Genomic DNA, 22,906 nt, shown 5'->3' with positions numbered 1-22,906 from the left:
AGGTAGAAATAATCCTGCGGAGTAAAATATGAGCGATAAAATAATTCACCTGACTGATGACAGCTTCGGCACGAAAGTACTGCAAGCTGAGGGCGCTATCTTGGTTGATTTCTGGGCTGAGTGGTGTGGTCCTTGCAAAATGATCGCTCCTATCCTGGATGAAATCGCCGAAGAGTTTGAAGGAAAACTGACGGTTACCAAGCTGAACATTGATGAAAATCCGGCCACTGCGCCGAAATATGGTATCCGTGGTATCCCCACTCTGCTGCTGTTTAAAAACGGCGAAGTCGCGGCGACAAAAGTCGGCGCGCTGTCCAAAGGGCAACTGAAAGAGTTCCTGACGGCGAATCTGTAATTAGCTTTATACCCCCAAAGGGTATTGCCGACGGGCGCAATCGGGCAATATGCAATTCTCATATTGACCGCTTGCCGCTCGTCGGGAAGCGTGTTAGATTCTTCATCACTGCATATCGTACTTGCCTATGTTTAAGCCCTTAGGCTTAAGCCTGAAAGTTAGAGTCTAAAGCATTATTCTGTGTCGAAATCGAAAAATCGTTGTTTTGCAAAGTCTTTTTTGAAAAATGATTATTTTACAACACGTTTGTGATCTGATTTTGGCAGTCTACTAGTTTTATAATACTTAGTTTTGTGTGTCTTCGATCTCCTGCCGTTGGTTTATGCGGATATCGTTTGTGCGGATGTTGTTTTGCGCGGATGTAATGCGCTTCAGGTGTGAAACCAGACAGGAATCCGGTGGTTGAAGGCTGTTATAGAGGCACGGATGACCCTGCCATACCATTCACGTTAATAGTTCGAGATTTACCCCGAGTTAAAGAACCCACCACTATGAATCTTACCGAATTAAAGAATACGCCAGTTTCTGAGTTAATTGCTCTTGGCGAAAATATGGGTCTGGAAAATCAGGCCCGCATGCGTAAACAGGATATTATCTTCGCTATTCTGAAACAGCATGCCAAAAGCGGCGAGGATATTTTCGGCGATGGTGTGCTGGAGATATTGCAGGATGGCTTCGGCTTTCTCCGCTCCGCAGACAGCTCCTACCTCGCAGGCCCCGATGATATCTACGTTTCTCCCAGCCAAATCCGCCGTTTTAACCTCCGTACTGGTGACACCATTTCTGGCAAGATTCGTCCGCCGAAAGAAGGTGAACGCTACTTTGCGCTGCTGAAAGTTAACGAAGTCAACTACGACAAACCTGAAAACGCCCGCAACAAGATCCTGTTCGAAAACCTCACGCCGCTACATGCAAACTCTCGTCTGCGTATGGAACGTGGTAACGGCTCGACAGAAGATCTGACGGCGCGTGTACTGGATCTGGCTGCGCCGATTGGCCGTGGTCAACGTGGTCTGATCGTTGCACCGCCCAAAGCAGGTAAAACCATGCTGCTGCAGAATATTGCGCAGAGCATTGCTTACAACCATCCTGACTGTGTGCTGATGGTACTGCTGATTGACGAACGCCCAGAAGAAGTGACTGAGATGCAGCGTCTGGTGAAAGGTGAAGTGGTGGCGTCAACGTTTGACGAACCGGCTTCCCGTCACGTTCAGGTTGCCGAAATGGTGATCGAAAAAGCGAAGCGCCTGGTTGAGCATAAGAAAGATGTTATCATTCTGCTGGACTCCATTACCCGTCTGGCGCGTGCCTACAACACCGTTGTTCCGGCGTCGGGCAAAGTGTTGACCGGTGGTGTGGATGCTAACGCCCTGCATCGTCCTAAGCGCTTCTTCGGTGCGGCGCGTAACGTTGAGGAAGGCGGTAGCCTGACCATCATCGCTACTGCGCTGGTGGATACCGGTTCCAAGATGGATGAAGTGATTTACGAAGAGTTTAAAGGTACAGGTAATATGGAACTGCACCTGGCACGTAAAATTGCAGAAAAACGCGTCTTTCCGGCGATTGATTACAACCGCTCTGGTACGCGTAAAGAAGAATTGCTTACCACCTCTGAAGAATTGCAGAAGATGTGGATTCTACGCAAGATCATTCACCCAATGGGCGAGATCGACGCGATGGAATTCCTGATCAACAAGCTGGCGATGACGAAAACCAACGATGAATTCTTCGACATGATGAAACGTTCATAAATCCGGGCGTTCATCTATATATACCCTAAATGAACGCCGCTTGCGGCGGCCCCTCAGGGCGAGGCTCAGAGATGAGCCGAGTATTGCCAACGCACATGCGGCTTGAAGTATGACGGGTACATTACGGATAACTCGGGGAACGCCACGCTGGGTCGTGGCGTTTTTTTTATCCCCTCATTGATCGGATGTGAAGGGACTTTCTACTGGGAAAAGTCGCGGTTATCACTCAATTTGTACTGGCGATCAACGTGGGCGATAGGATATAAGGCGTAAACCGAGTCTATACTGAACAGCTACAGCGCAGCTGTTAACGGTGAACTTACTCACTATGAGTACCGAATTACTATTTATTTTCTTTTTTTCTCTGGGCTTTCTTTTTTTTGCTCGCGGCATCGCGGGTAAAATAGGACTTGTCGATCGTCCCAACTACCGCAAACGCCATCGGGGTCTTGTGCCTCTGGTTGGCGGTATCTCTGTGTATGCGGGTATCTGCTTTACCTACTTTATTACCGATCAATATATCCCCAACTTCCGTCTTTACCTGCTGTGTGCGGGCGTGCTGGTTTTTGTCGGTATGCTGGACGATCGTTTTGATATCAGTGTGAAAATCCGTGCTGTGGTGCAGGCGTTTGTCGCAGTGGTGATGATGGTCTTTGCCGACTTGACGTTACACAATCTGGGACACATTTTCGGCCCATGGCAGATGGCGCTGGGGCCGTTTGGTTATCTGGTCACGCTGTTTGCCGTTTGGGCGGCGATTAATGCGTTCAATATGGTGGACGGGATCGATGGGTTGCTCGGTGGATTGTCCAGCGTTTCGTTTGGGGCGATGGGGATTTTGCTGTATCTGAGCGGCCAGACGAATCTGGCCCTGTGGTGTTTCGCCATGATCGCGGCGACGTTGCCTTATATTCTGCTTAATCTCGGCATGTTTGGCCGACGTTACAAGGTTTTCATGGGTGATGCGGGCAGCACGATGATTGGCTTCACAGCCATCTGGCTCCTGATTCAAACAACGCAAGGTCCGCAGCATCCGATTAATCCGGTGACGGCATTGTGGATTATCGCGATCCCGCTGATTGATATGATCGCCATTATGTATCGGCGCTTACGCAAAGGGATGAGCCCGTTCTCGCCTGACCGGCAGCATATTCATCATTTAATGATGCGTGCAGGTTTTTCTTCCCGTCAGGCGTTTGTGCTGATTACGCTCGCCGCCGCTTTGCTGGCTGCGGTTGGTGTGTTGGGAGAATATTTCTTTTTTATACCCGAATGGTTGATGTTGGCATTATTTTTGCTTGCATTTCTACTGTATGGCTACTGCCTGAAACGAGCATGGCGGGTCGCCCGTTTTATCAAGCGAATCAAACGCCGTATGCGGCATTCCGATGAGCAAAAGCAGTCATCCTGACCAAATAATTTTGGGGAAGTAATGAAATCAGAGAACTTGTCTACCGGGAATGCGTTGATTGATAACGAACTGGATATCCGTGGTTTATTTCGCCTGCTGTGGCGGGGGAAGGTATGGCCGATAGCGCTCGGCCTGCTTTTTGCCGTTGTGGCATTAGGCTATTCCTATCTTGTTAAACAGGAGTGGAGCGCGACAGCGATTACCGACAAGCCGACGGTCAATATGCTGGGAGGATATTATTCGCAGCAGCAATTCCTGCGTAACCTCGACGCCCGATCTTTTTCTACTCTTCAGCCAGAGCAACCCTCTATTTCGGCTGATGCTTATGATGAATTCATCATGCAATTAGCGGCTTACGATACCCGTCGTGATTTCTGGTTGCAGACCGACTATTACAAGCAGCGTCTGGAAAGTAATGCAAAGGTAGATGCCGCTCTGCTGGATGAAATGGTCAGCAACATTCAGTTTACGCCACGCGACGATGGGAAAAAAACCAATGATTCCGTGAAGCTGGTGGCGGAAACCTCTGCGGATTCCAACACGTTGCTTCGTCAGTATGTGGCTTTTGCCAGCCAGCGAGCTGCTAACCACCTGAATGAAGAGATCAAAGGGGCCTGGGCTGCCAGAACCATTTTCATGAAATCACAGATCAAGCGTCAGGAAGCGGTAGCGAAAGCGATTTACGATCGCGAAGTCCGCAGCGTTGAGCTGGCGCTGAAAATCGCGCAGCAGCAAGGCATTAGCCGTAGCCAGACGGATACGCCGGCAGACGAAATCCCCGCATCGGAAATGTTCCTGCTCGGCAGGCCGATGCTTCAAGCCCGACTGGAAACATTGCAGACCAGCGGCCCCCACTACGAACTGGATTACGATCAAAATCGCGCGATGTTGGCTACCCTGAACGTTGGCCCAACGCTTGAAGCCAGTTTCCAGACGTATCGCTATTTGCGTACACCGGAAGAGCCAGTAAAGCGTGACAGCCCACGTCGGGCATTCCTGATGGTGATGTGGGGCGCGATTGGTGCGCTCGTTGGTGCCGGTGTTGCTTTGGCTCGCCGTCCGCGTTAACCCGCTGGCTGTTTCGCGTTTGATGCTCTGCGAGCGTCTGCGTCTAACCTGATTAAAGAGATTCAATGTGAAAGTGTTGACTGTTTTCGGCACCCGGCCGGAAGCCATTAAAATGGCGCCGCTGGTTCATGCCCTGGCTCAGGATGGAGCCTTTGAATCGAGAATTTGCGTAACAGCCCAGCATCGGGAGATGCTGGATCAGGTGCTGCGTTTGTTCGATATTATGCCGGATTACGATCTGGATATTATGCGACCGGGACAGGGGCTCAGTGAGATATCCTGCCGGATTTTATCGGGACTTGAACCCGTCATGGCGGAGTTCAAACCGGACCTGGTGTTGGTTCACGGAGATACCACTACGACGTTGGCAACCAGCCTGGCGGCCTTTTATCAGCGTATTCCCGTCGGCCATGTAGAAGCGGGATTGCGTACTGGCAATTTGTACTCGCCCTGGCCGGAAGAGGCTAACCGCAAACTGACCGGACATTTGGCGATGTACCATTTCGCCCCAACGGAAAATTCCCGCCAAAATTTACTGCGTGAGCATCTGTCCGATCGGCATATTTTTGTGACGGGTAATACGGTGATTGATGCGCTGTTCTGGGTGCGCGATCGCATTCTCGGGGATGCCGCGCTACGCCGCAGCCTTGACGAAAAATATGCCTTTTTGGACGATAACAAGAAGCTGATTCTGGTTACCGGACACCGCCGCGAAAGTTTTGGCGGTGGCTTCGAGCGCATTTGCAGCGCGCTGGCGGATATCGCCCGTCGCCACCCTGAAGTACAAATTGTGTATCCGGTTCACCTGAATCCTAACGTCAGCGAACCGGTGAATCGCATCCTGAGCGGCATTGATAATGTGATGCTGATTGCGCCGCAGGACTATCTGCCTTTCGTGTATTTGATGAACCGTTCTTACATGATTTTGACCGACTCTGGTGGCATTCAGGAAGAGGCACCATCGTTAGGCAAGCCAGTATTGGTGATGCGTGATACGACAGAACGGCCGGAGGCGGTTGAAGCGGGCACGGTCAAGCTGGTGGGAACAGAAGTGACTAGCATTGTCGATGCGGTCTCTATGCTGCTGACGGATGAAGAGGCGTATCAAGCAATGAGCCGCGCCCACAATCCTTATGGTGATGGACAAGCCTGTCAACGCATCGTTGATGCTTTAAAAAATCGCCAGGAGCGATTTTAAACGTCGCTATGCGACGGCCCGAAGGGTGTCGGGCAGGGATAGCCCGACATAAAAAATCGCTAAGTGCATTTTCGGGCTGCGACGGCCCGACATAAAAATTATCAGGTGACACTATGAGCTTCACTACCATTTCCGTAATCGGTTTGGGCTACATCGGTTTACCCACTGCTGCGGCGTTTGCGTCGCGCCAGAAAAAAGTCATCGGTATCGATGTGAACAAACTGGCGGTCGAAACCATTAATCGCGGCGAGATCCATATCGTCGAGCCCGATCTGGATTCGTTAGTCAAAGTCGCTGTAGAAAATGGTTACCTTCAGGCGCTGACAAAGCCTGTGCCAGCCGACGCTTTCCTGATTGCCGTTCCTACCCCATTCAAAGGCGATCATGAACCCGATCTGGCCTACGTTCAGGCGGCTGCGGCATCCATCGCGCCTGTTCTGAAGAAAGGCGATCTGGTGATTCTGGAATCGACATCCCCCGTAGGTGCAACCGAGCAAATGGCCGAATGGCTGGCCGAGGCACGAGCGGACTTGACGTTTCCGCAGCAGGTTGGGGAAACGGCGGATATTAATATAGCCTATTGTCCTGAACGCGTGCTGCCGGGGCAGGTTGTGGTTGAGCTGATTAAAAACGATCGTGTGATTGGTGGTATGACCGCGGTGTGCTCTGCGCGCGCCAGTGAACTGTACAAAATCTTCCTCGAAGGTGAGTGTGTGGTTACTAACTCTCGCACCGCCGAAATGTGCAAGTTGACGGAAAACAGCTTCCGCGATGTCAACATTGCTTTCGCCAATGAGCTCTCGCTGATTTGTGCCGAACAAAACATTAACGTATGGGAACTTATCCGATTGGCAAACCGCCATCCCCGCGTCAATATCCTGCAACCCGGCCCTGGCGTCGGCGGGCACTGTATTGCGGTCGATCCGTGGTTTATCGTGGCGCAGAATCCGCAGCAGGCTCGCTTGATTCATACCGCCAGACTGGTGAACGATGGCAAGCCACTCTGGGTCGTGGATCGCGTTAAAGCGGCCGTGGCGGATTATCTGGCACAAACGGATAAACGCGCCAGCGAGGTCACGGTGGCCTGTTTTGGGCTGGCCTTCAAGCCCGACATTGACGATCTGCGCGAAAGCCCCGCAGTAGGGATTACGTCCATGATTGCACAGTGGAATACCGGTGTGACGTTAGCCGTTGAACCTAATGTCAAACATCTGCCGTCCGTATTGGCCGGGCAGGTAAAACTGGTCGATACCAGCAGTGCATTAAAAGAAGCCGATGTGCTGGTAATGCTGGTCGACCACCGTCAGTTTAAAGCGATTAATCCAGAAGATGTGAAACAACAGTGGGTTATTGATACCAAAGGAGTATGGCGTTGAAACGTATTTTAATTACCGGTGGTGCAGGGTTTATTGGTTCAGCGTTGGTCAGATACATTCTGACGGAGACGCAGGACAGCGTCGTTATTGTCGATAAACTGACTTATGCAGGTAACCTGTCTTCTCTGGCTCCCGTTGCCGATAGCGAACGTTTTGCGTTCGAGCAGGTAGATATCTGCGATCGTGCTGAACTGGACCGTGTCTTTAAGGCCTACCAGCCCGCGCTGGTGATGCATTTGGCGGCAGAAAGCCATGTCGATCGCTCTATTGACGGCCCAGCGGCGTTTATCGAAACCAATATTGTTGGTACCTACACCATGCTGGAAGCGGCACGCCACTACTGGCAGAGCCTGGCTGATGCGGACAAACGTGCGTTCCGTTTTCACCATATCTCTACCGATGAAGTATTTGGCGATCTGCACGGGACGGATGATCTGTTCACAGAAACGACGTCTTATGCGCCGAGCAGCCCCTATTCCGCATCGAAGGCATCTAGCGACCACCTTGTTCGCGCCTGGCTGCGTACCTACGGGTTCCCGACGATTATCACCAACTGCTCGAATAACTACGGCCCTTACCATTTCCCAGAGAAACTGATTCCGCTGGTGATCCTGAATGCGGTCGCGGGTAAACCGTTGCCAGTTTACGGTGATGGCGCACAAATTCGCGACTGGCTGTTTGTCGAAGACCATGCTCGCGCACTGTACAACGTGGTGACAGAAGGCGAAATCGGCGAAACATACAACATCGGCGGGCACAACGAGCGCAAAAACATTGAAGTCGTGCAGACCATTTGCGCGCTGTTGGAAGAGCTGGCGCCGAATAAACCCGCTGGCGTAGAACATTACCGCGATCTCATCACCTACGTGAAAGACCGCCCAGGCCACGATATGCGCTACGCGATCGATGCCGGGAAAATTGAACGTGAACTGGGCTGGCGTCCGGAAGAAACGTTTGAGACGGGCATGAGAAAAACCGTCAACTGGTATCTGAATAACGAAAAATGGTGGCGCAGCGTGCAGGATGGTTCTTATGCCGGCGAACGTTTAGGGCTGAACGATTAAACCTGTGCCCAGTGGCGGAAAAGGAAAAGAAGGAGCGAAACAATGACCTATCCGGTATCAGTAGGGCAGGGAGAGATTCGCGCCACGGTTGAACCGCTGGGCTGGGAGAGTGAGTTCTTCCAGATCGACAGCGGTAAGCTGAATTTTTCGCCTTCTGCGCCTGTGTTGACGCCTGATGCGCTGAGCGCCTTTATGCTGACGCAGGCCAAAATCGCGGCGAACAATCTGGTGTTGGCGGATGCGCTTGCCGATCTGGGTTTTCGATTGGTAGAAGGCGAAGTCGATCTCAGTTTGTCGCTGGAACGGCCTACCGTGGTTACGTCGCTACCGCGCTGGCGTGAAGCCGCGCCCGACGATATCCCGGCACTGAGGGACGCGGCATCTCGTGTGTTTGCACTGAGCCGTTTTCGTTCTCCGTGGTACCAGCCGGAGGATAGCGGGCGTTTCTATGCGCAGTGGATTGAAAATGCCGTGCGCGGTACGTTCGACCACTGCTGTTTACTGGCGGAAGATGCCGCTGGCAATCCACAGGGATGGGTCACGCTACGCAGAGTGGATGACGCGGATGCACGTATCGGACTACTGGGCGTTTGGCCGGGCGTTACGGTACGGGGCATCGGTTCACAGCTGATGGCGCTGGCGGAAACGTGGTGCCGACAACAAGGATTGATTCGTCTTCGGGTCGCGACGCAGGTTGGCAACGTGGCGGCGCTTCGTCTTTATCTTCGCCGTGGTGCCACGATTGAGAGCACGGCGTATTGGTTATACAGGTGATCACATGATTCCATTTAATGCGCCACCGGTTGTCGGTACGGAACTGGATTATATGCAGGCTGCCATGAGCAGCGGTAAGTTGTGCGGCGATGGTGGGTTTACCCGCCGTTGTCAGCAGTGGTTGGAACATTACTCCGGCAGTAAAAAAGTCCTGCTCACGCCTTCTTGTACGGCTTCGCTAGAGATGGCCGCTATCCTGCTGGATGTGAAACCCGGCGATGAAGTGATCATGCCGAGCTATACCTTTGTTTCCACCGCTAACGCCTTTGTGCTGCGCGGTGCGAAAATCGTGTTTGTCGATATCCGCCCGGATACCATGAACATTGACGAGACGAAAATCGAAGCGGCCATTACGGAAAAGACGCGCATTATCGTGCCAGTTCACTACGCGGGCGTGGCCTGCGAGATGGACGCGATTATGGCGCTGGCGAAGAAATACGATTTATATGTCGTGGAAGATGCCGCGCAGGGCGTGATGTCCAGCTACAAAGGCCGCGTTCTGGGCTCTATCGGCCACATCGGTTGCTTCAGCTTTCACGAGACCAAGAACTACACCTCGGGCGGAGAGGGTGGCGCCACGCTGATTAATGACGCCAGACTGGTGGAGCGCGCGGAAATCATCCGTGAAAAAGGCACTAACCGTAGCCAGTTTTTCCGCGGACAGGTGGATAAATACACGTGGCGTGATATCGGCTCAAGCTACCTGATGGCGGATATTCAGGCTGCCTATCTCTGGGCACAGCTGGAAGCGGCACGGCCGATCAACGAGCGTCGCCTGAAACTGTGGCAGAACTACTACGCGGCATTTAAATCGCTGGCTGATGGCGGGCGTATTACCCTGCCGACCGTGCCTGCCAATGGGATTCACAACGCACACATGTTTTATATCAAACTCAGCTCCCAGGACGACCGCAGCGCGTTTATCAATTACATGAAAGAAGCGGAAATCATGACGGTCTTTCATTATATCCCGCTGCATAGCTGTCCGGCTGGCCTGAACTTCGGTCGTTTCTCCGGTGACGATCGCTACACCACGCAGGAAAGCGAACGGCTGGTGCGTTTACCCTTGTTCTACAACCTCTCGGACGTCAACCAGCGGACGGTCATCAATACCATTCTGAGCTTCTTCTCCTGATATGTCGTTGGCGAAAGCATCGATATGGACGGCAGGCTCCACGCTGATAAAAATCGGCGCGGGGCTGGTTGTTGTCAAACTGCTGGCGGTCACGTTTGGCCCCAGCGGTGTGGGAATGGCAGGGAATTTCCGCCAGCTGATTACGGTGCTGGGCGTGTTAGCCGGCGCAGGGATCTTCAACGGCGTCACCAAATATGTGGCGGAGTATCAGCAACAGCCGGAACGGCTGAGGCCGCTGCTCGGTACGTCTGTCACGCTGGTGCTGGGGTTTTCCACGCTGCTGGCGATACTCTTTCTGACTGCTGCAACGCCTATTGCCAATCTGCTGTTTGGGCATGACGACTATCGCGATGTGGTGCGTGCGTTGGCGTTTATCCAAATGGGTATCGCCTACGCCAACCTGTTTCTGGCGATCCTCAAAGGCTATCGGGATGCGATAGGCAACGCGTTGGCGGTGATCGGCGGTAGCCTGATTGGGCTGGCAGCCTTTTGGCTCTGTCTGCAACTGGGTGGCTACGTTGGCGCACTGGCTGGGCTGGCGCTGGTGCCCGCGCTGCTGGTGATTCCAGCAGGTATCATGCTACTGCGACGCACGCCACTGTCGCTAGCGTCGCTAAAACCGACGTGGGAGCGCGCTATTGCCGGTCAGTTGGGCAAGTTTACGCTGATGGCGTTGATGACCGCGGTGACGCTGCCTGTGGCGTATATCATGATGCGTAACCTGCTGGCAGCCCATTACAGTTGGGATGAGGTGGGTATCTGGCAGGGCGTCAGCAGTATTTCCGATGCGTACCTGCAATTTATTACTGCCTCCTTTACCGTTTATCTGTTGCCGACACTGTCGCGCCTGACGGACAAGGCTGCGCTGGCGCAGGAGATTGTGCGCTCGCTGAAGTTTGTGCTGCCCGTCGTGGCGGGCGTTAGTTTTTGCGTGTGGCTACTGCGAGACTTTGCCATCTGGCTGCTGTTTTCCAGTCAATTTACGGCAATGAGAGATCTCTTCGTTTGGCAGTTGGTAGGGGATGTGATGAAAGTGGGCGCTTACGTCTTTGGCTATCTGGTCATCGCGAAAGCGGCGCTGCGCTTTTATCTGCTCACGGAAGTCAGCCAGTTCCTCCTGTTGACCGGGTTTTCCCACTGGTTGATTCCGCTTTATGGTGCACAAGGTGCGGCGCAGGCCTATATGGCAACCTACCTGGTCTATTTTTTGCTTTGTTGTTGCGTATTCATTATTTACCGTAGGCGAGCATGACGACACTGATTCATGTATTGGGATCTGACATCCCGCATCATAACCAGACCGTTTTACGTTTTTTTAACGACGTACTGGCAACGGAACTCCCCGAACGTCAGGTTCGGCATTTTATCGTGGCTTCCCACGACGGCATTTCATCGGCCGATTTTCCCGCGTTGCGTATTGAAACCTGTGTGGATAAGAAAACGCTGGCTGAGGCCGTCATTGCCAGAGCCAAAGCGAACCGTAAGATGTGCTTTTTCCTGCACGGGCAGTTTAACCCCACGCTGTGGCTGGCGTTGCTGAGCGGGAAAATCAAATCCGAACAGGTTTACTGGCACGTGTGGGGTGCTGATCTGTATGAAGAAGCGAGCAGCCTGAAATATCGCTTGTTTTATCTGCTGCGGCGTATGGCGCAAAAGCGTGTTGGGCACGTGTTTGCCACGCGTGGCGATCTGGCGTGGTATCAGCAGCGTTCACCTCGCGTGCCGACGTCATTACTGTACTTCCCGACGCGAATGAATCCAGCGCTAACGGGCATGCAGGTGGATAAACCGCTGGCAGGGCCGATGACGATTTTGGTTGGCAATTCTGGCGATCGCACGAATCGCCATCAGGAAGCGCTGCGGGCGATTCACAAGCAGTTCGGAAAAAATGTGCGGGTAATTGTGCCAATGGGCTACCCTGCGAATAACGAATCCTACATCGCGCAGGTGGAAAAAGACGGTTTGGCGCTGTTTGGCGTGAAAAATTTCCAACTGCTGAAAGATCAGTTGGCGTTTGATGATTATCTCAACATGCTGCGCACCTGCGATTTGGGCTATTTTATTTTCGATCGCCAGCAGGGCATCGGGACGTTATGCCTGCTGATTCAGTTTGGCGTGCCGTTCGTGATTAGTCGGCAAAATCCGTTCTGGCAGGATCTGACGGAACAGGAACTGCCCGTGCTGTTTTACGGTGACGAGCTGGATGAAGCGCTGGTGCGTGAAGCGCAGCGCCAGTTGGCATCGGTAGATAAGCACCAGATCGCGTTCTTTAATCCCAATTATCTGCAAGGCTGGCGAGAGGCGCTGGCGTTGGCGACGGGAGAACCAACATGACGCTGGGGCAATTTGGTGGGCTGTTTGTCGTCTACCTGATTTCAGTCATCTTTATCCTGAGCCTGACCTGGATGGAGTTTCGGCGGGTACGTTTTAATTTTAACGTGCTGTTTTCCCTGCTCTATTTATTGACGTTCTATTTTGGTTTTCCGTTTACCTGTGTGCTGGTGTTCCGGTTCGGCGTTGACGTCGTTCCCGTACAGTTCTTGCTTCAGGCGATGCTGTCTGCGACGGCGTTCTATGCGATCTATTACGTCAGCTATAAGACACGGCTACGCCAGAAAACCTCCGCGCCGCGTGCGCCACTCCTGACGGTGAACCGGGTGGAAGCCAATCTGACCTGGCTGCTGTTGGCGTTGATTGCGGTAGCCACCGTCGGTATTTTCTTCCTCAACAATGGCTTCTTGTTGTTTAAGCTGCGTTCTTACAGCCAGATATTCTCCAGCGATGTGTCCGGCGTGGCGTTGAAACGCTTCTTCTACTTCTTCATTCCGGCGATGCTGGTGGTGTATTTCCTGCGCCAGACGCAGCGTGCGTGGCTACTGTTCCTCATCGGCACCGTGGCATTTGGTATGCTGACCTACGTGATTGTCGGCGGAACGCGTGCGAATCTGATCATCGCCTTTGCCCTGTTTCTGTTTATTGGCATTGTGCGCGGCTGGATTACGCTGTGGATGCTGGTTGCGGCAGGCGCGTTCGGAATTGTCGGGATGTTCTGGCTGGCGCTGAAGCGCTATGGGCTGGACGTCAGCGGTGATTACGCCTTTTATACCTTCCTCTATTTAACCCGTGACACCTTTTCGCCCTGGGAGAACCTGGCGCTACTGTGGCAGAACTACGACAAAATTGAATTTCAGGGGCTGGCGCCGATTGCTCGCGATTTCTATGTTTTCATTCCCTCCTGGCTATGGCCGGAGCGTCCGAATCTGGTGTTAAACAGTGCGAACTATTTCACCTGGGAAGTGTTGAATAACCACTCTGGGTTGGCGATCTCTCCCACGCTGCTAGGGTCGCTAGTGGTGATGGGCGGGGTGCTGTTTATCCCGCTCGGCGCGATTGCAGTCGGGCTGGTGATCAAGTGGTTCGACTGGGTGTACGAGTTAGGAAAACGCGACAGTAATCGCTATAAGGCCGCTATTTTGCAGGCGTTCTGCTTCGGGGCGGTGTTCAACATTATTGTGCTGACGCGTGAAGGCGTTGATTCTTTTGTTTCGCGTGTGGTGTTTTTCTGTCTGGTCTTCGGCCTGTGCTTGCTCGTTGCCAAGCTGCTCTACTGGCTGCTGGAAAGCGCCGGGCTAATCCGGCAACGTCTGATGCGTATGCGTGCCACGCCGACACCCAACACCGTACAGGATCCTGTGATAAAGGAGCAGGTATGACAGCGTTAAAAACCACAGAGACCATTCCTCTGTATACCATTCGTGGTTTGCCCATTCACGGCTTTCGCAATATGGCGCAGTTTGTTGATTACCTGTTTGCGGGCGAGCGGGTTGAAACGGGCACGCTCGTCGCGATTAACGCGGAGAAAGTGCTAACGGCGGAAAAAGACGTGGCGCTACGTGCATTGCTCGATCGTGCAGAGTACAAGTATGCGGACGGCATCAGCATCGTGCGCTCCATTCGGCGCAAGTATCCGCAGGCTGACGTCACGCGGATTGCAGGTGCTGATCTGTGGGAAGCGCTAATGGAGCGGGCAGGCAAAGAAGGAACGCCGGTTTTTCTGGTGGGCGGCAAACCTGATGTGCTGGCACAAACGGAAGCGAAGCTGAGGGCACAGTGGAATGTGAATATTGTTGGTAGCCAGGATGGCTATTTTGCGCCAGAGCAGCGCGATGCGTTGTTTGAGCGCATTCGCGCCAGCGGTGCACGGATTGTTACCGTCGCGATGGGGTCGCCACGACAGGAAATCCTGATGCGCGACTGTCGTCACCACTATCCTGATGCCTTGTATATGGGCGTGGGGGGAACGTATGACGTCTTTACCGGGCATGTGAAGCGTGCCCCGCTCGTGTGGCAAAACTTAGGACTGGAATGGCTGTATCGCTTACTGTCCCAGCCGAGCCGTATTTTTCGGCAGTTTAAGCTACTGAAATACGTTGCCTATCACTACAGCGGTCGCCTGTAGCCTCATTGAATTGGCGCGTTGAACGCGCCAACCTTTCTCTGCGATATATCGCCCTGTTTTTTTATTCCTATTCGATTTTGATTGTCTATTTGCCAGCCAATCGGGAATACAGAATTCTATCTTTGGCCTATTCGTCATCCCTGATGTGTTATTCACATTCACATTACGGTATTTTCATGGCCGCTGATTTGAGGCGAGGGATCATTCTTTCTACTCGATCGCCTTTCTGAATAAGAACAATAACCGGCAGTAGCCGGGATAAGCACAACATAAAGACAGAGGATATATGGCAGAAGATGTAAAGCAGGAAAAACTCCATCGGGGGTTAGAAGCCCGACACATTGAGCTGATTGCGCTGGGTGGCACGATCGGCGTCGGGCTGTTTATGGGCGCGGCCAGCGCGCTGAAGTGGGCAGGGCCATCGGTATTGCTGGCCTATATTGTCGCTGGGATCTTCGTTTTCTTCATCATGCGCTCAATGGGTGAGATGCTCTATCTGGAGCCGGTCGCGGGATCGTTTGCCGTCTACGCGCACAAATACATGAATCCCTTTTTCGGTTATCTCACCGCATGGGGTTATTGGTTTATGTGGATGGCGGTTGGGATTTCGGAAATTACCGCCATTGGCGTGTATGTTCAGTACTGGTTCCCCGATTTGCCACAGTGGATACCGGCTATCGCCGCGGTTGCGCTGGTGGCGGGTGCAAACCTTGCGGCAGTCAGGCTGTATGGCGAAATTGAATTCTGGTTCGCAATGATAAAAATCACCACCATCGTTGTGATGATTATCGTTGGCGTCGGCATTATCTTCTTCGGCTTTGGTAACCACGGTCAGGCAACTGGATTCAGTCATCTGACCGAACACGGCGGTTTTCTGGCCGGAGGCTGGAAAGGTCTGCTGTTTGCACTCTGTCTGGTGGTGGCGTCTTATCAGGGCGTTGAGCTGGTCGGTATCACGGCGGGTGAGGCGAAAAATCCGCAGGTGACGCTGAAGCGAGCAATTAACAACATTCTGTGGCGCATCCTGATTTTCTATGTGGGCGCGATCTTCGTTATCGTCACGATTTTCCCCTGGAATGAAATCGGCACGTCCGGCAGCCCGTTTGTGCTGACCTTTGCGAAAATTGGCATTACGGCGGCAGCAGGTATCATCAACTTTGTGGTACTGACGGCTGCGCTGTCCGGCTGTAACAGCGGCATGTATAGCTGTGGGCGTATGCTGTATTCGTTGGCTAACAATCGCCAGCTTCCCGCCTGGTTAGGTAAAGTGACGGCCAGCGGCGTACCGGCTGCGGGTGTCATGATTTCGATTCTGTGCCTGATGGCCGGGTCGGTGCTGAATTACATTATCCCTAACCCGGAAAAAGTGTTTGTTTATGTTTATAGCGCGAGTGTACTACCGGGCATGGTGCCGTGGTTTGTGGTGTTGATTAGCCAACTGCGTTTTCGTGAACAGCATCGTGCCGCGCTGGCCGCACATCCGTTTAAATCGATATTGTTCCCGTGGGTAAACTACCTGACGATGGCGTTTTTGCTGTGTGTGCTGGTGGGAATGTACATCAATATCGATACGCGGATGTCTTTATTGGTCGGTGTCGCGTTTTTAGCCGTGGTCAGCCTGTGTTATTTCGCACTGGGACTGGGTAAAAAAACGTCGTTGGTAGGGGGTAAATCGTAGTGTTTTGGGGCGGGAAGGGCGTAACTGTATGTTATTTAGCTTGGAATGAACAAATCATAATCAAACGCATCATTTCGATAAAAAAGCACTAGACAGCCAGTCGCTAAGCCCGTAATATCCCGCCCCGCAACGGCGCTAAGCGCCCGTAGCTCAGCTGGATAGAGCGCTGCCCTCCGGAGGCAGAGGTCTCAGGTTCGAATCCTGTCGGGCGCACCATTATATTTTTATGAAGTATGTTGTGTGCAAGAGCTGCGGTGGTACACTTTTTTTCGTAAAGAAAGTATCCCGTAAAAAGGAAGTACCGCGTAATAAGATGTAAAGTGTGGTGATGGTGGCTATAGCTCAGTTGGTAGAGCCCTGGATTGTGATTCCAGTTGTCGTGGGTTCGAGTCCCATTAGCCACCCCAGATTTTGCAGCTAGAGTAGTTGATTGACAGTTTGTGAGTTATGCGAAGGTGGCGGAATTGGTAGACGCGCTAGCTTCAGGTGTTAGTGTTCTTACGGACGTGAGGGTTCAAGTCCCTCTCTTCGCACCACACACAAACGAGAACATCAGTGATGTTCAAAAAAGCAGTACATTCGGCGAGTAGCGCAGCTTGGTAGCGCAACTGGTTTGGGACCAGTGGGTCGGAGGTTCGAATCCTCTCTCGCCGACCAATTACAAAGAAAAGCACATCGAAAGATGTGCTTTTTTTTCGTCTGCAATTCGCCTTCTCTGGCAAAAGCCTTGCCGGATTTATCAACCCGAGAAGACGTTGTGGTTCCCTGCGATATCGCGCATTACAGCGCGTAATGCACTGGCGCTAGCGCGCTGCTATCGATACTTTCTCGCATTGATTTTAGTGCGGTATCAAAAGGACACAGCGTGCCTTTTTCTGTCTGCTGGCAGCCCTGAGAGGTAAATTCCTCTTTCAGTAACGGCTGCCGATCGTCAAGCGGCGTCAGTGAGCGAATCTGATCCAACGACTGTGTCTGGAAATAGATACGCAAGAAGCGCTGCTGAGTAGTGGTGTCGCGCCAGCGTTCGAAGACCAGACTGCCCGCGGGCGGAATGTTATCGGCGGTATCGCCGGGTAGCTGCCAATGAAACTGCAACAGTGTGCGCAGGTAGGCGATATTGGTATCGTGAGCGACATACAGCAAGTAAGGGACGGCTGGTGGCTCACCTTGTGTGGTGTCCTGTTCTTCCTGCGTCCCTTGCGCTAAAGCCTGTGCGATTTGCTGCATGAATAGCGAACCGCCGCGCTGTGCAATATAGGGAACATCATTGGTGAAGTCGTATTTAGCGGTCATCGGTGCCATCAGCGGGATGAGATCTTGTGTGTTGCGGACATGACCAAAGGCAACCTGTGCCAGTGGCAAGTTTTCGCTGTACTCCAGTAGGAAAACCTCGCTCATATTCGCCAGCGTATTCAGGCCGCTGATAGAAATCGAACCTTCTTTATCCTGCTTGTTCGCCCACGGTTTATCAAACACCGGGCACGGCTTACCTGCCTCGCATACAACCTGCTTTAACAGCTCGATGCTGGGCTTAAGACGCTGATAGGCGATATCCAAATCACCTCCCATGGCTTTCAGCACTTCGGCCTTTGCCCGTTCGGGGTCAAGCGTGCCAATCCCCATTTTATCCCCGTGGAACATCGGATCCTGCTTTTCATCCTCAACGGCATGCGTCGCAACGCCGCAGCCCGGAAACATGCCGTCCATATAGGCTTGTGCGGTTGCGCGGGTGCGTTGTAGCGGACTGGCGAGCACATAAATCTGCTGTTCCGTTGGGCAACCTGACGCGAACAGATGCTGCTGACGATAATACTCGCCCTCATAGCGGCCTTTTAGCACGGTGGCAGCATAGCCGTGTCCGGTTAATTCACCGTCACGCGTGACCCACTGCGGCCATTCTCGTGCCGTGCCGGACTCCAGCGTCGTCGTGTTGGATTCTGTTGGAGGACGTACGCCATGACGGCTGACTTCAACGACCTTTTCCAGAAGATAGCGATCCTGAGCCTGAGCCTGAGTAGAGAAAGCTGAAATAATGATCATGGTAATCAATAAGCTACGGGGAGTGCGTAATGTCGTGTGGGAAAGCATGGTAATCCTTCGTCAGCGGTCATACGGATAAGGAGCTTCATTGTAGGAAGAGGAAAGTGACAAAGGGGTTTTTCAGCAGAGGAGAGAGTGTTAGCGAACATTTCTGCATGCATAGTTTGCAATCAAACTTTTTGATCTAAGATAGATCCCAAAGGTATAAAGCGCATAATTTCCGCATGTTATATTTTTAAAAATTAAAAAGACGACATAAATCCCCGCCTGATAAATCCAACACTAACGAGTTAATTATGGCATCACATCTTATTGATTTTCTTCTTATAGGGAATAATTTTGGCACGCCTGAAATGCGCGGCGTATGGTCCGAGCATAACCGCCTGACTAAACAGGTCGAAGTCGAAGTTGCCCTGGCGCTTGCCGAGGGTGAACTGGGTGTCATTCCGCTGGATGCGGCAAAAACCATTGCAGAAAACGCTGACGCAAGCGCGCTTAACGTTGAAGAGATTGCAAAAGATGCCGCGCGCATGAAGCATTCTCTGATGCCGACGATTGCCGCGATTCAAAAACAGTGCGGTGCCGCGGGTGAGTTTATTCACTACGGCGTGACCACGCAGGACATCGTTGATACGGCGACGGTGTTACAGCTGAAACAATCTTTTGATATTGTCGTCAGAGATACACAACTGCTGGCCGTTGAGTTGAAACGTCTGGCAAAGAAACACCAGCATACGCTGATGGCCGGTCGTACCCACGGTATGCAGGCGCTACCTACCACGTTTGGCTTCAAACTGGCTGTGTGGCTGGATGAGTTTATCCGCCACCTCGAACGTCTGAGTGAAATCAAGGAACGTGTTCTCGTCGGCAACATCAACGGTGCCATCTGCACCTATGCTTCTTTTGGCGAACAAGGGCCGGAAATCGAGCGTCTGACGCTGGATAAACTGGGGCTGAATACGCCGAATATCGGCTGGCAGTCTGCCCGCGATCGTTTCTCCGAATACGCCTCTGTCGCGGTGCTGATCAGCGGTACGCTGGGTAAAATCGGCAACGAATTGTATAACCTGATGCGCACCGAGATTAACGAAATCGAAGAGCCGTTCTCCGAAGGGAAAATCGGTTCTACCACGATGCCGCATAAACGTAATCCTGCCGCACTGGAAGGGCTGGCGAGCCTGACTGCTCCGCTGTTTAAGAGCGCCGCGCTGATTCATGAATCCATGAAAGTTGAGCATGAGCGTGATGCGATGAGCTGGCGCGCGGAGTGGATCGCGCTGCCGGAAATCAATATCTATCTGTCCGCTCAGCTTCAGAACGCGCTTGGCATCCTGCGTGGCATGTCCGTCAACGAGAAGCAAATGCTGGCGAACCTCGATCTGCAAAATGGCCTGCTGCTGTCTGAAAAAGTGATGTTTGAGATTGGTAAACGTCTCGGCAAGCAGACCGCTCACCATCTGGTTTACGAATGCTCTATGCAGGCATTCGAGCAGAATCAATCGTTTAAATCGGTGCTATTGACCCATCCGGTGCTTTCCGAGCAGGTGACTGCCGCCGATCTGGACGAATGGCTGAATCCGGCTAACTACGTTGGCAGTGCGCCGCAGAAAGTGGATGACGTGATTCGTTATGCGGACAACTCCGGCCTGCTGCCAGCATAAGGTGACATCATGAGTATCGTATTTCGTCAGGCTACGCTTGCGGACGATGAGACCTATCTGGCACTGGCGCTGGCGGCATTTGAGCCGATTCGCCAACTGGGTATCAATTTTTCTGCCGCCCATGCGGACATCGATATGGTGCGTACGCACATTGCCTCACATGGCGTTTATGTGATGGAAAAAGACGGTGAGATGGTGTCGTCATTTACCATCCGCTATCCGTGGGGGCCGGAGCCGGGCCCGTTCGGTTTGCCCCATTTGGGCTGGTTTGCGACGCACCCTGGCTATAAAAAACAGGGGTTGGGTAAGCAAATGATGAACTGGCTGGAAGAAGAGATTCTGATTAACCAGCTCAAAGCCCCTGCGGTGTCGCTTGGCACCGCGCAAAACCACCCGTGGCTGATTGAGATGTACAGAAATTATGGTTTCAAGGAAGTCGGGCAGACGAATCTGGGAAAAGGACACCTGACAATCTGGATGGAAAAAATCCTTGATAACCAATTGTATGACCAGTGGAAAGATAAAAATTCAAAAAGAGAGGCAGTAAAATGATGAAAAAAGTAACGTTGTCTGTTCTGGCGCTGACGACCGCCTTTCTTGTCGCTGGCTGTGACTCTGGGAAAAGCAGCGCCGAGCAGGAAAAAGTACTGAAAGTGGGTTCAACAGGCCAGAGTTATCCAAGTGGCTTCAAGCAAGATAACAAGCTGGTCGGGTTTGACGTTGAAGTGACGGAAACCATCGCGAAAGATCTGAACTACAAAGTTGAGTGGGTTACCGCCGATTTCAGTGGTCTGATGGGGCAACTGGAAGCGAGAAAACTGGATACGGTCGCGAACGTGGTGGCAATTACCCCCGCACGTCAGGAAAAGTATAACTTTGCCCAACCGTACAGTTATTACGGTAGCCAGATTGTGACGCACAAAGACAACACGGACATTAATACATTGGCTGACCTGAAAGGGAAAACGGTGGCTGGTGTTCTGGGTTCCAACCACGTTAACAACCTGAAAAAAGCCTTTGCCGACGGCAGCGTGAATATTCGTACCTATGAAACGCGCGATGGCGCGATGAACGATGCGTTGTCTAAACGTGTTGAAGGCTATGTGAATTCACGTCCGATCCTGTTGGCAGAAATCAATAAGCGTAACCTGCCGTTCAAACTGGTTGGTGAGCCGCTGGTGATTGAAGAAGTGAGCTTCCCGTTCCATAAGGACGAAAATGGTGATGCATTACGTAAACAATTCGATGCTGAATTGACGAAAATGCGTGAAGATGGACGCCTGAAAGCGCTCGCCGAAAAATACTTTGGTGAGGACATCTCTGTTCCACCGAAAAAGTAACGCTATTGCCGCTTGTCGGTTGACTTATCACCTTCTCCACCGGCGCAATATGGCCGGTGGAAGCATTAATGGTATGACTCATGAATGTCGATCTTGCCTACCTGTTAAAAGTCTTTCCTCAGGTATTAATGTATTTGCCGACCACGTTGTTCCTTGCCGTGGTTTCGATGTTTTTTGCTATGGTTCTCGGCCTGATACTGGCGTTAGTCCGTGAAAGCAAGATCGTCGTGGTAGTAAAAATCGTCGAACTGTATATCTCGCTGTTCCGCGGGATTCCATCGCTGGTTCAGTTGTTTATTATCTACTTCGGCCTGCCGCAGCTATTCCCCGGCTTATCCAATCTGGATGCGATGACGGCGGCGATTATCGGCTTTAGCCTGAAAACGTCCGCCTATATGGCAGAGATTTTCCGTGCGGGTCTGGCCTCGGTGGATTTCGGACAGACGGAAGCGGGCCTATCTATTGGCATGAGTAAAGCGCAGGTCTATCGCCGCATCGTGTTGCCTCAGGCCATGCTGAACGCGCTGCCAGCGACGGGGAACACGTTCATTTCTCTGATTAAAGATACCTCGGTGGCTTTTGCGTTGGGTGTCTCCGAACTGTTCGCGGAAGGCAAAATGATTGCTGCCGAATCTCTGCGTTTCTTTGAGACCTTCCTGGTTGTGGGTCTGATTTACTGGTTGGTGATCATTGTTTATTCCTGGCTGCAAAAGCAGTTGGAGAAGAAACTGAATCACTCGCTACAGCGATAAGGGGCTGACATGATCAGTGTAAAGAATCTTTCTAAACGCTTTGGCGATCAGGTGGTGTTGGACAACATTAGTCTGGATATCGCGAAAGGCGAAGTGGTTGCGATCATCGGTCCATCCGGTTCGGGTAAATCTACGCTGTTGCGCTGCCTGAATCTGTTGGAGACGCCGGAATCAGGTACGATCGAAATTGGTGAACAAACGCTGGATACGCGTCGTTACTCCTCTAAAGAAGCCTACGCGCTGCGCCGTCAGACGGCGATGGTGTTCCAGAGTTACAACCTGTTTAAGAATAAAACGGCGCTGGAGAATGTGACGGAAGCGCTGATTGTCGTGAAAAAGATGCCGAAGAAGCAGGCGAATGACATTGGTCTGGCGCTGCTGGAGCAGGTGGGTCTGCTGCCGCAGGCGGCACAGTATCCGGTGACGCTGTCCGGCGGGCAACAGCAGCGCGTGAGTATTGCGCGTGCGCTGGCGGTGGATCCGAAAGCCATTCTATTTGATGAACCAACGTCGGCACTGGATCCGGAAAGGGTACACGAAGTGCTTCAGGTGATTCAGAAGCTGGCGAAAAACGACACCACGATGGTGATCGTCACCCATGAAATGCAGTTTGCGAAAGAAGTGGCTGACCGTGTGATCTTCATGGCGGATGGTCACATCGTTGAAGAAGGTCCGGCGGAGCAAGTCATTAGCTTCTCGGACAACCCGCAGACCCAGCGTTTCCTGCGTCAGTTGACCAAGCTGCCTGAGCCGCTTGAGTACGATATTTAACGCATACGTAGATACACCTGCACGCCTGAACAAGGCAGCCCTGTGAGACCGGGCACGATAATGTGGAGCAAGT

At 52.3% G+C, this 22,906-nt stretch carries 20 protein-coding genes and 4 tRNA genes; 23 read left to right on the top strand and 1 reads right to left on the bottom strand.

What is annotated here, in order from left to right; all coding sequences use genetic code 11:
* Positions 1-28 precede the first annotated feature (28 nt).
* The 18 genes from trxA to O1Q74_RS18770 all read left to right on the top strand — a co-directional run bounded on the left by trxA (position 29) and on the right by O1Q74_RS18770 (position 16,926).
* The gene (gene trxA / locus O1Q74_RS18855) at positions 29-355 is read left to right on the top strand and encodes a thioredoxin TrxA (RefSeq protein ID WP_010283883.1); all 327 of its coding nucleotides are present in this window, start codon (positions 29-31) and stop codon (positions 353-355) included.
* A gap of 491 nt (positions 356-846) precedes the next feature.
* Positions 847-2,106 (top strand): transcription termination factor Rho, encoded by a 1,260-nt coding sequence (gene rho / locus O1Q74_RS18850; protein WP_096617845.1) that lies wholly within the window; start codon positions 847-849, stop codon positions 2,104-2,106.
* Between the two features lie 313 nt (positions 2,107-2,419).
* Positions 2,420-3,517, top strand: coding sequence for a UDP-N-acetylglucosamine--undecaprenyl-phosphate N-acetylglucosaminephosphotransferase (wecA, locus tag O1Q74_RS18845; protein ID WP_271875031.1), 1,098 nt, complete (start codon positions 2,420-2,422; stop codon positions 3,515-3,517).
* Between the two features lie 21 nt (positions 3,518-3,538).
* Entirely contained in the window at positions 3,539-4,585 is a 1,047-nt protein-coding gene (wzzE, locus tag O1Q74_RS18840; RefSeq protein WP_271875030.1) for an ECA polysaccharide chain length modulation protein, read from the top strand.
* A gap of 67 nt (positions 4,586-4,652) precedes the next feature.
* Entirely contained in the window at positions 4,653-5,783 is a 1,131-nt protein-coding gene (gene wecB, locus O1Q74_RS18835) for a non-hydrolyzing UDP-N-acetylglucosamine 2-epimerase (protein ID WP_271875029.1), read from the top strand.
* A 113-nt stretch (positions 5,784-5,896) separates the two neighbouring features.
* Entirely contained in the window at positions 5,897-7,159 is a 1,263-nt protein-coding gene (gene wecC / locus O1Q74_RS18830; protein ID WP_271875028.1) for a UDP-N-acetyl-D-mannosamine dehydrogenase, read from the top strand.
* The gene (rffG, locus tag O1Q74_RS18825) at positions 7,150-8,223 is read left to right on the top strand and encodes a dTDP-glucose 4,6-dehydratase (RefSeq protein ID WP_271875027.1); all 1,074 of its coding nucleotides are present in this window, start codon (positions 7,150-7,152) and stop codon (positions 8,221-8,223) included. The genes wecC and rffG overlap by 10 nt, the downstream gene beginning before the upstream one ends.
* 42 nt (positions 8,224-8,265) lie before the next feature.
* Positions 8,266-8,997, top strand: a complete 732-nt coding sequence (gene wecD, locus O1Q74_RS18820) for a dTDP-4-amino-4,6-dideoxy-D-galactose acyltransferase (protein ID WP_271875026.1) — start codon at positions 8,266-8,268, stop codon at positions 8,995-8,997.
* A 4-nt stretch (positions 8,998-9,001) separates the two neighbouring features.
* Positions 9,002-10,132, top strand: a complete 1,131-nt coding sequence (rffA, locus tag O1Q74_RS18815) for a dTDP-4-amino-4,6-dideoxygalactose transaminase (protein ID WP_271875025.1) — start codon at positions 9,002-9,004, stop codon at positions 10,130-10,132.
* A gap of 1 nt (position 10,133) precedes the next feature.
* A complete protein-coding gene (gene wzxE / locus O1Q74_RS18810) occupies positions 10,134-11,384 on the top strand; it encodes a lipid III flippase WzxE (RefSeq protein ID WP_271875024.1) in 1,251 nt (416 codons plus the stop codon).
* Complete coding sequence (locus O1Q74_RS18805; protein ID WP_271875023.1) at positions 11,381-12,466, top strand: TDP-N-acetylfucosamine:lipid II N-acetylfucosaminyltransferase; 1,086 nt, start codon at positions 11,381-11,383, stop codon at positions 12,464-12,466. The genes wzxE and O1Q74_RS18805 overlap by 4 nt, the downstream gene beginning before the upstream one ends.
* A complete protein-coding gene (gene wzyE, locus O1Q74_RS18800) occupies positions 12,463-13,845 on the top strand; it encodes an ECA oligosaccharide polymerase (RefSeq protein WP_271875022.1) in 1,383 nt (460 codons plus the stop codon). Before O1Q74_RS18805 ends, wzyE begins: the two co-directional genes overlap by 4 nt.
* Positions 13,842-14,591 carry a lipopolysaccharide N-acetylmannosaminouronosyltransferase gene (wecG, locus tag O1Q74_RS18795; protein WP_271875021.1) on the top strand — a complete coding sequence of 250 codons (750 nt, stop codon included), beginning with the start codon at positions 13,842-13,844 and terminating at the stop codon, positions 14,589-14,591. Before wzyE ends, wecG begins: the two co-directional genes overlap by 4 nt.
* Positions 14,592-14,877: 286 nt before the next feature.
* Positions 14,878-16,269, top strand: coding sequence for a bifunctional threonine/serine APC transporter ThrP (thrP, locus tag O1Q74_RS18790; protein WP_271875020.1), 1,392 nt, complete (start codon positions 14,878-14,880; stop codon positions 16,267-16,269).
* 139 nt (positions 16,270-16,408) lie between these two features.
* Positions 16,409-16,485, top strand: a tRNA-Arg gene (locus tag O1Q74_RS18785).
* Between the two features lie 115 nt (positions 16,486-16,600).
* Positions 16,601-16,676 (top strand) — tRNA-His (locus O1Q74_RS18780).
* A 42-nt stretch (positions 16,677-16,718) separates the two neighbouring features.
* Positions 16,719-16,805 (top strand) — tRNA-Leu (locus tag O1Q74_RS18775).
* A 44-nt stretch (positions 16,806-16,849) separates the two neighbouring features.
* Positions 16,850-16,926 (top strand) — tRNA-Pro (locus O1Q74_RS18770).
* A 123-nt stretch (positions 16,927-17,049) separates the two neighbouring features.
* Here the strand turns inward: O1Q74_RS18770 and O1Q74_RS18765 are convergent.
* A complete protein-coding gene (locus tag O1Q74_RS18765) occupies positions 17,050-18,357 on the bottom strand; it encodes a histidine-type phosphatase (protein WP_271875019.1) in 1,308 nt (435 codons plus the stop codon).
* 248 nt (positions 18,358-18,605) lie between these two features.
* Here O1Q74_RS18765 and purB point away from each other — a divergent pair, with 248 nt between their 5' ends.
* From purB to O1Q74_RS18740, 5 genes are all read left to right on the top strand, one after another.
* The gene (gene purB, locus O1Q74_RS18760; RefSeq protein WP_271875018.1) at positions 18,606-19,970 is read left to right on the top strand and encodes an adenylosuccinate lyase; all 1,365 of its coding nucleotides are present in this window, start codon (positions 18,606-18,608) and stop codon (positions 19,968-19,970) included.
* A 9-nt stretch (positions 19,971-19,979) separates the two neighbouring features.
* Positions 19,980-20,522: a GNAT family N-acetyltransferase gene (locus tag O1Q74_RS18755; RefSeq protein ID WP_010294608.1), complete on the top strand. Its 543-nt coding sequence runs from the start codon at positions 19,980-19,982 to the stop codon at positions 20,520-20,522.
* A complete protein-coding gene (locus tag O1Q74_RS18750) occupies positions 20,519-21,310 on the top strand; it encodes an amino acid ABC transporter substrate-binding protein (RefSeq protein WP_271875017.1) in 792 nt (263 codons plus the stop codon). Before O1Q74_RS18755 ends, O1Q74_RS18750 begins: the two co-directional genes overlap by 4 nt.
* An 80-nt stretch (positions 21,311-21,390) precedes the next feature.
* Positions 21,391-22,062, top strand: coding sequence for an amino acid ABC transporter permease (locus O1Q74_RS18745; RefSeq protein WP_010294604.1), 672 nt, complete (start codon positions 21,391-21,393; stop codon positions 22,060-22,062).
* 9 nt (positions 22,063-22,071) lie between these two features.
* Positions 22,072-22,833: an amino acid ABC transporter ATP-binding protein gene (locus O1Q74_RS18740; RefSeq protein WP_271875016.1), complete on the top strand. Its 762-nt coding sequence runs from the start codon at positions 22,072-22,074 to the stop codon at positions 22,831-22,833.
* Positions 22,834-22,906: the final 73 nt, after the last annotated feature.

Source organism: Pectobacterium sp. A5351, from assembly GCF_028335745.1.
Lineage (GTDB): Bacteria > Pseudomonadota > Gammaproteobacteria > Enterobacterales > Enterobacteriaceae > Pectobacterium.
Note: the sequence above shows the minus strand (reverse complement) of the source record. Positions and strands in the feature narration are given on the sequence as shown.

What these genes read in the sequence shown, in the direction of transcription:
- wzxE (WP_271875024.1), top strand. Translation starts at nt 10,134, where the DNA reads ATGTCGTTGGCGAAAGCATCGATATGGACGGCAGGCTCCACGCTGATA.
- rffA (WP_271875025.1), top strand. Translation starts at nt 9,002, where the DNA reads ATGATTCCATTTAATGCGCCACCGGTTGTCGGTACGGAACTGGATTAT.
- wecG (WP_271875021.1), top strand. Translation starts at nt 13,842, where the DNA reads ATGACAGCGTTAAAAACCACAGAGACCATTCCTCTGTATACCATTCGT.
- O1Q74_RS18765 (WP_271875019.1), bottom strand. Translation starts at nt 18,357, where the DNA reads ATGCTTTCCCACACGACATTACGCACTCCCCGTAGCTTATTGATTACC.
- wzzE (WP_271875030.1), top strand. Translation starts at nt 3,539, where the DNA reads ATGAAATCAGAGAACTTGTCTACCGGGAATGCGTTGATTGATAACGAA.
- O1Q74_RS18745 (WP_010294604.1), top strand. Translation starts at nt 21,391, where the DNA reads ATGAATGTCGATCTTGCCTACCTGTTAAAAGTCTTTCCTCAGGTATTA.
- trxA (WP_010283883.1), top strand. Translation starts at nt 29, where the DNA reads ATGAGCGATAAAATAATTCACCTGACTGATGACAGCTTCGGCACGAAA.
- wecD (WP_271875026.1), top strand. Translation starts at nt 8,266, where the DNA reads ATGACCTATCCGGTATCAGTAGGGCAGGGAGAGATTCGCGCCACGGTT.
- rffG (WP_271875027.1), top strand. Translation starts at nt 7,150, where the DNA reads ATGGCGTTGAAACGTATTTTAATTACCGGTGGTGCAGGGTTTATTGGT.
- purB (WP_271875018.1), top strand. Translation starts at nt 18,606, where the DNA reads ATGGCATCACATCTTATTGATTTTCTTCTTATAGGGAATAATTTTGGC.
- O1Q74_RS18740 (WP_271875016.1), top strand. Translation starts at nt 22,072, where the DNA reads ATGATCAGTGTAAAGAATCTTTCTAAACGCTTTGGCGATCAGGTGGTG.
- O1Q74_RS18750 (WP_271875017.1), top strand. Translation starts at nt 20,519, where the DNA reads ATGATGAAAAAAGTAACGTTGTCTGTTCTGGCGCTGACGACCGCCTTT.
- rho (WP_096617845.1), top strand. Translation starts at nt 847, where the DNA reads ATGAATCTTACCGAATTAAAGAATACGCCAGTTTCTGAGTTAATTGCT.
- O1Q74_RS18805 (WP_271875023.1), top strand. Translation starts at nt 11,381, where the DNA reads ATGACGACACTGATTCATGTATTGGGATCTGACATCCCGCATCATAAC.
- thrP (WP_271875020.1), top strand. Translation starts at nt 14,878, where the DNA reads ATGGCAGAAGATGTAAAGCAGGAAAAACTCCATCGGGGGTTAGAAGCC.
- O1Q74_RS18755 (WP_010294608.1), top strand. Translation starts at nt 19,980, where the DNA reads ATGAGTATCGTATTTCGTCAGGCTACGCTTGCGGACGATGAGACCTAT.
- wecC (WP_271875028.1), top strand. Translation starts at nt 5,897, where the DNA reads ATGAGCTTCACTACCATTTCCGTAATCGGTTTGGGCTACATCGGTTTA.
- wzyE (WP_271875022.1), top strand. Translation starts at nt 12,463, where the DNA reads ATGACGCTGGGGCAATTTGGTGGGCTGTTTGTCGTCTACCTGATTTCA.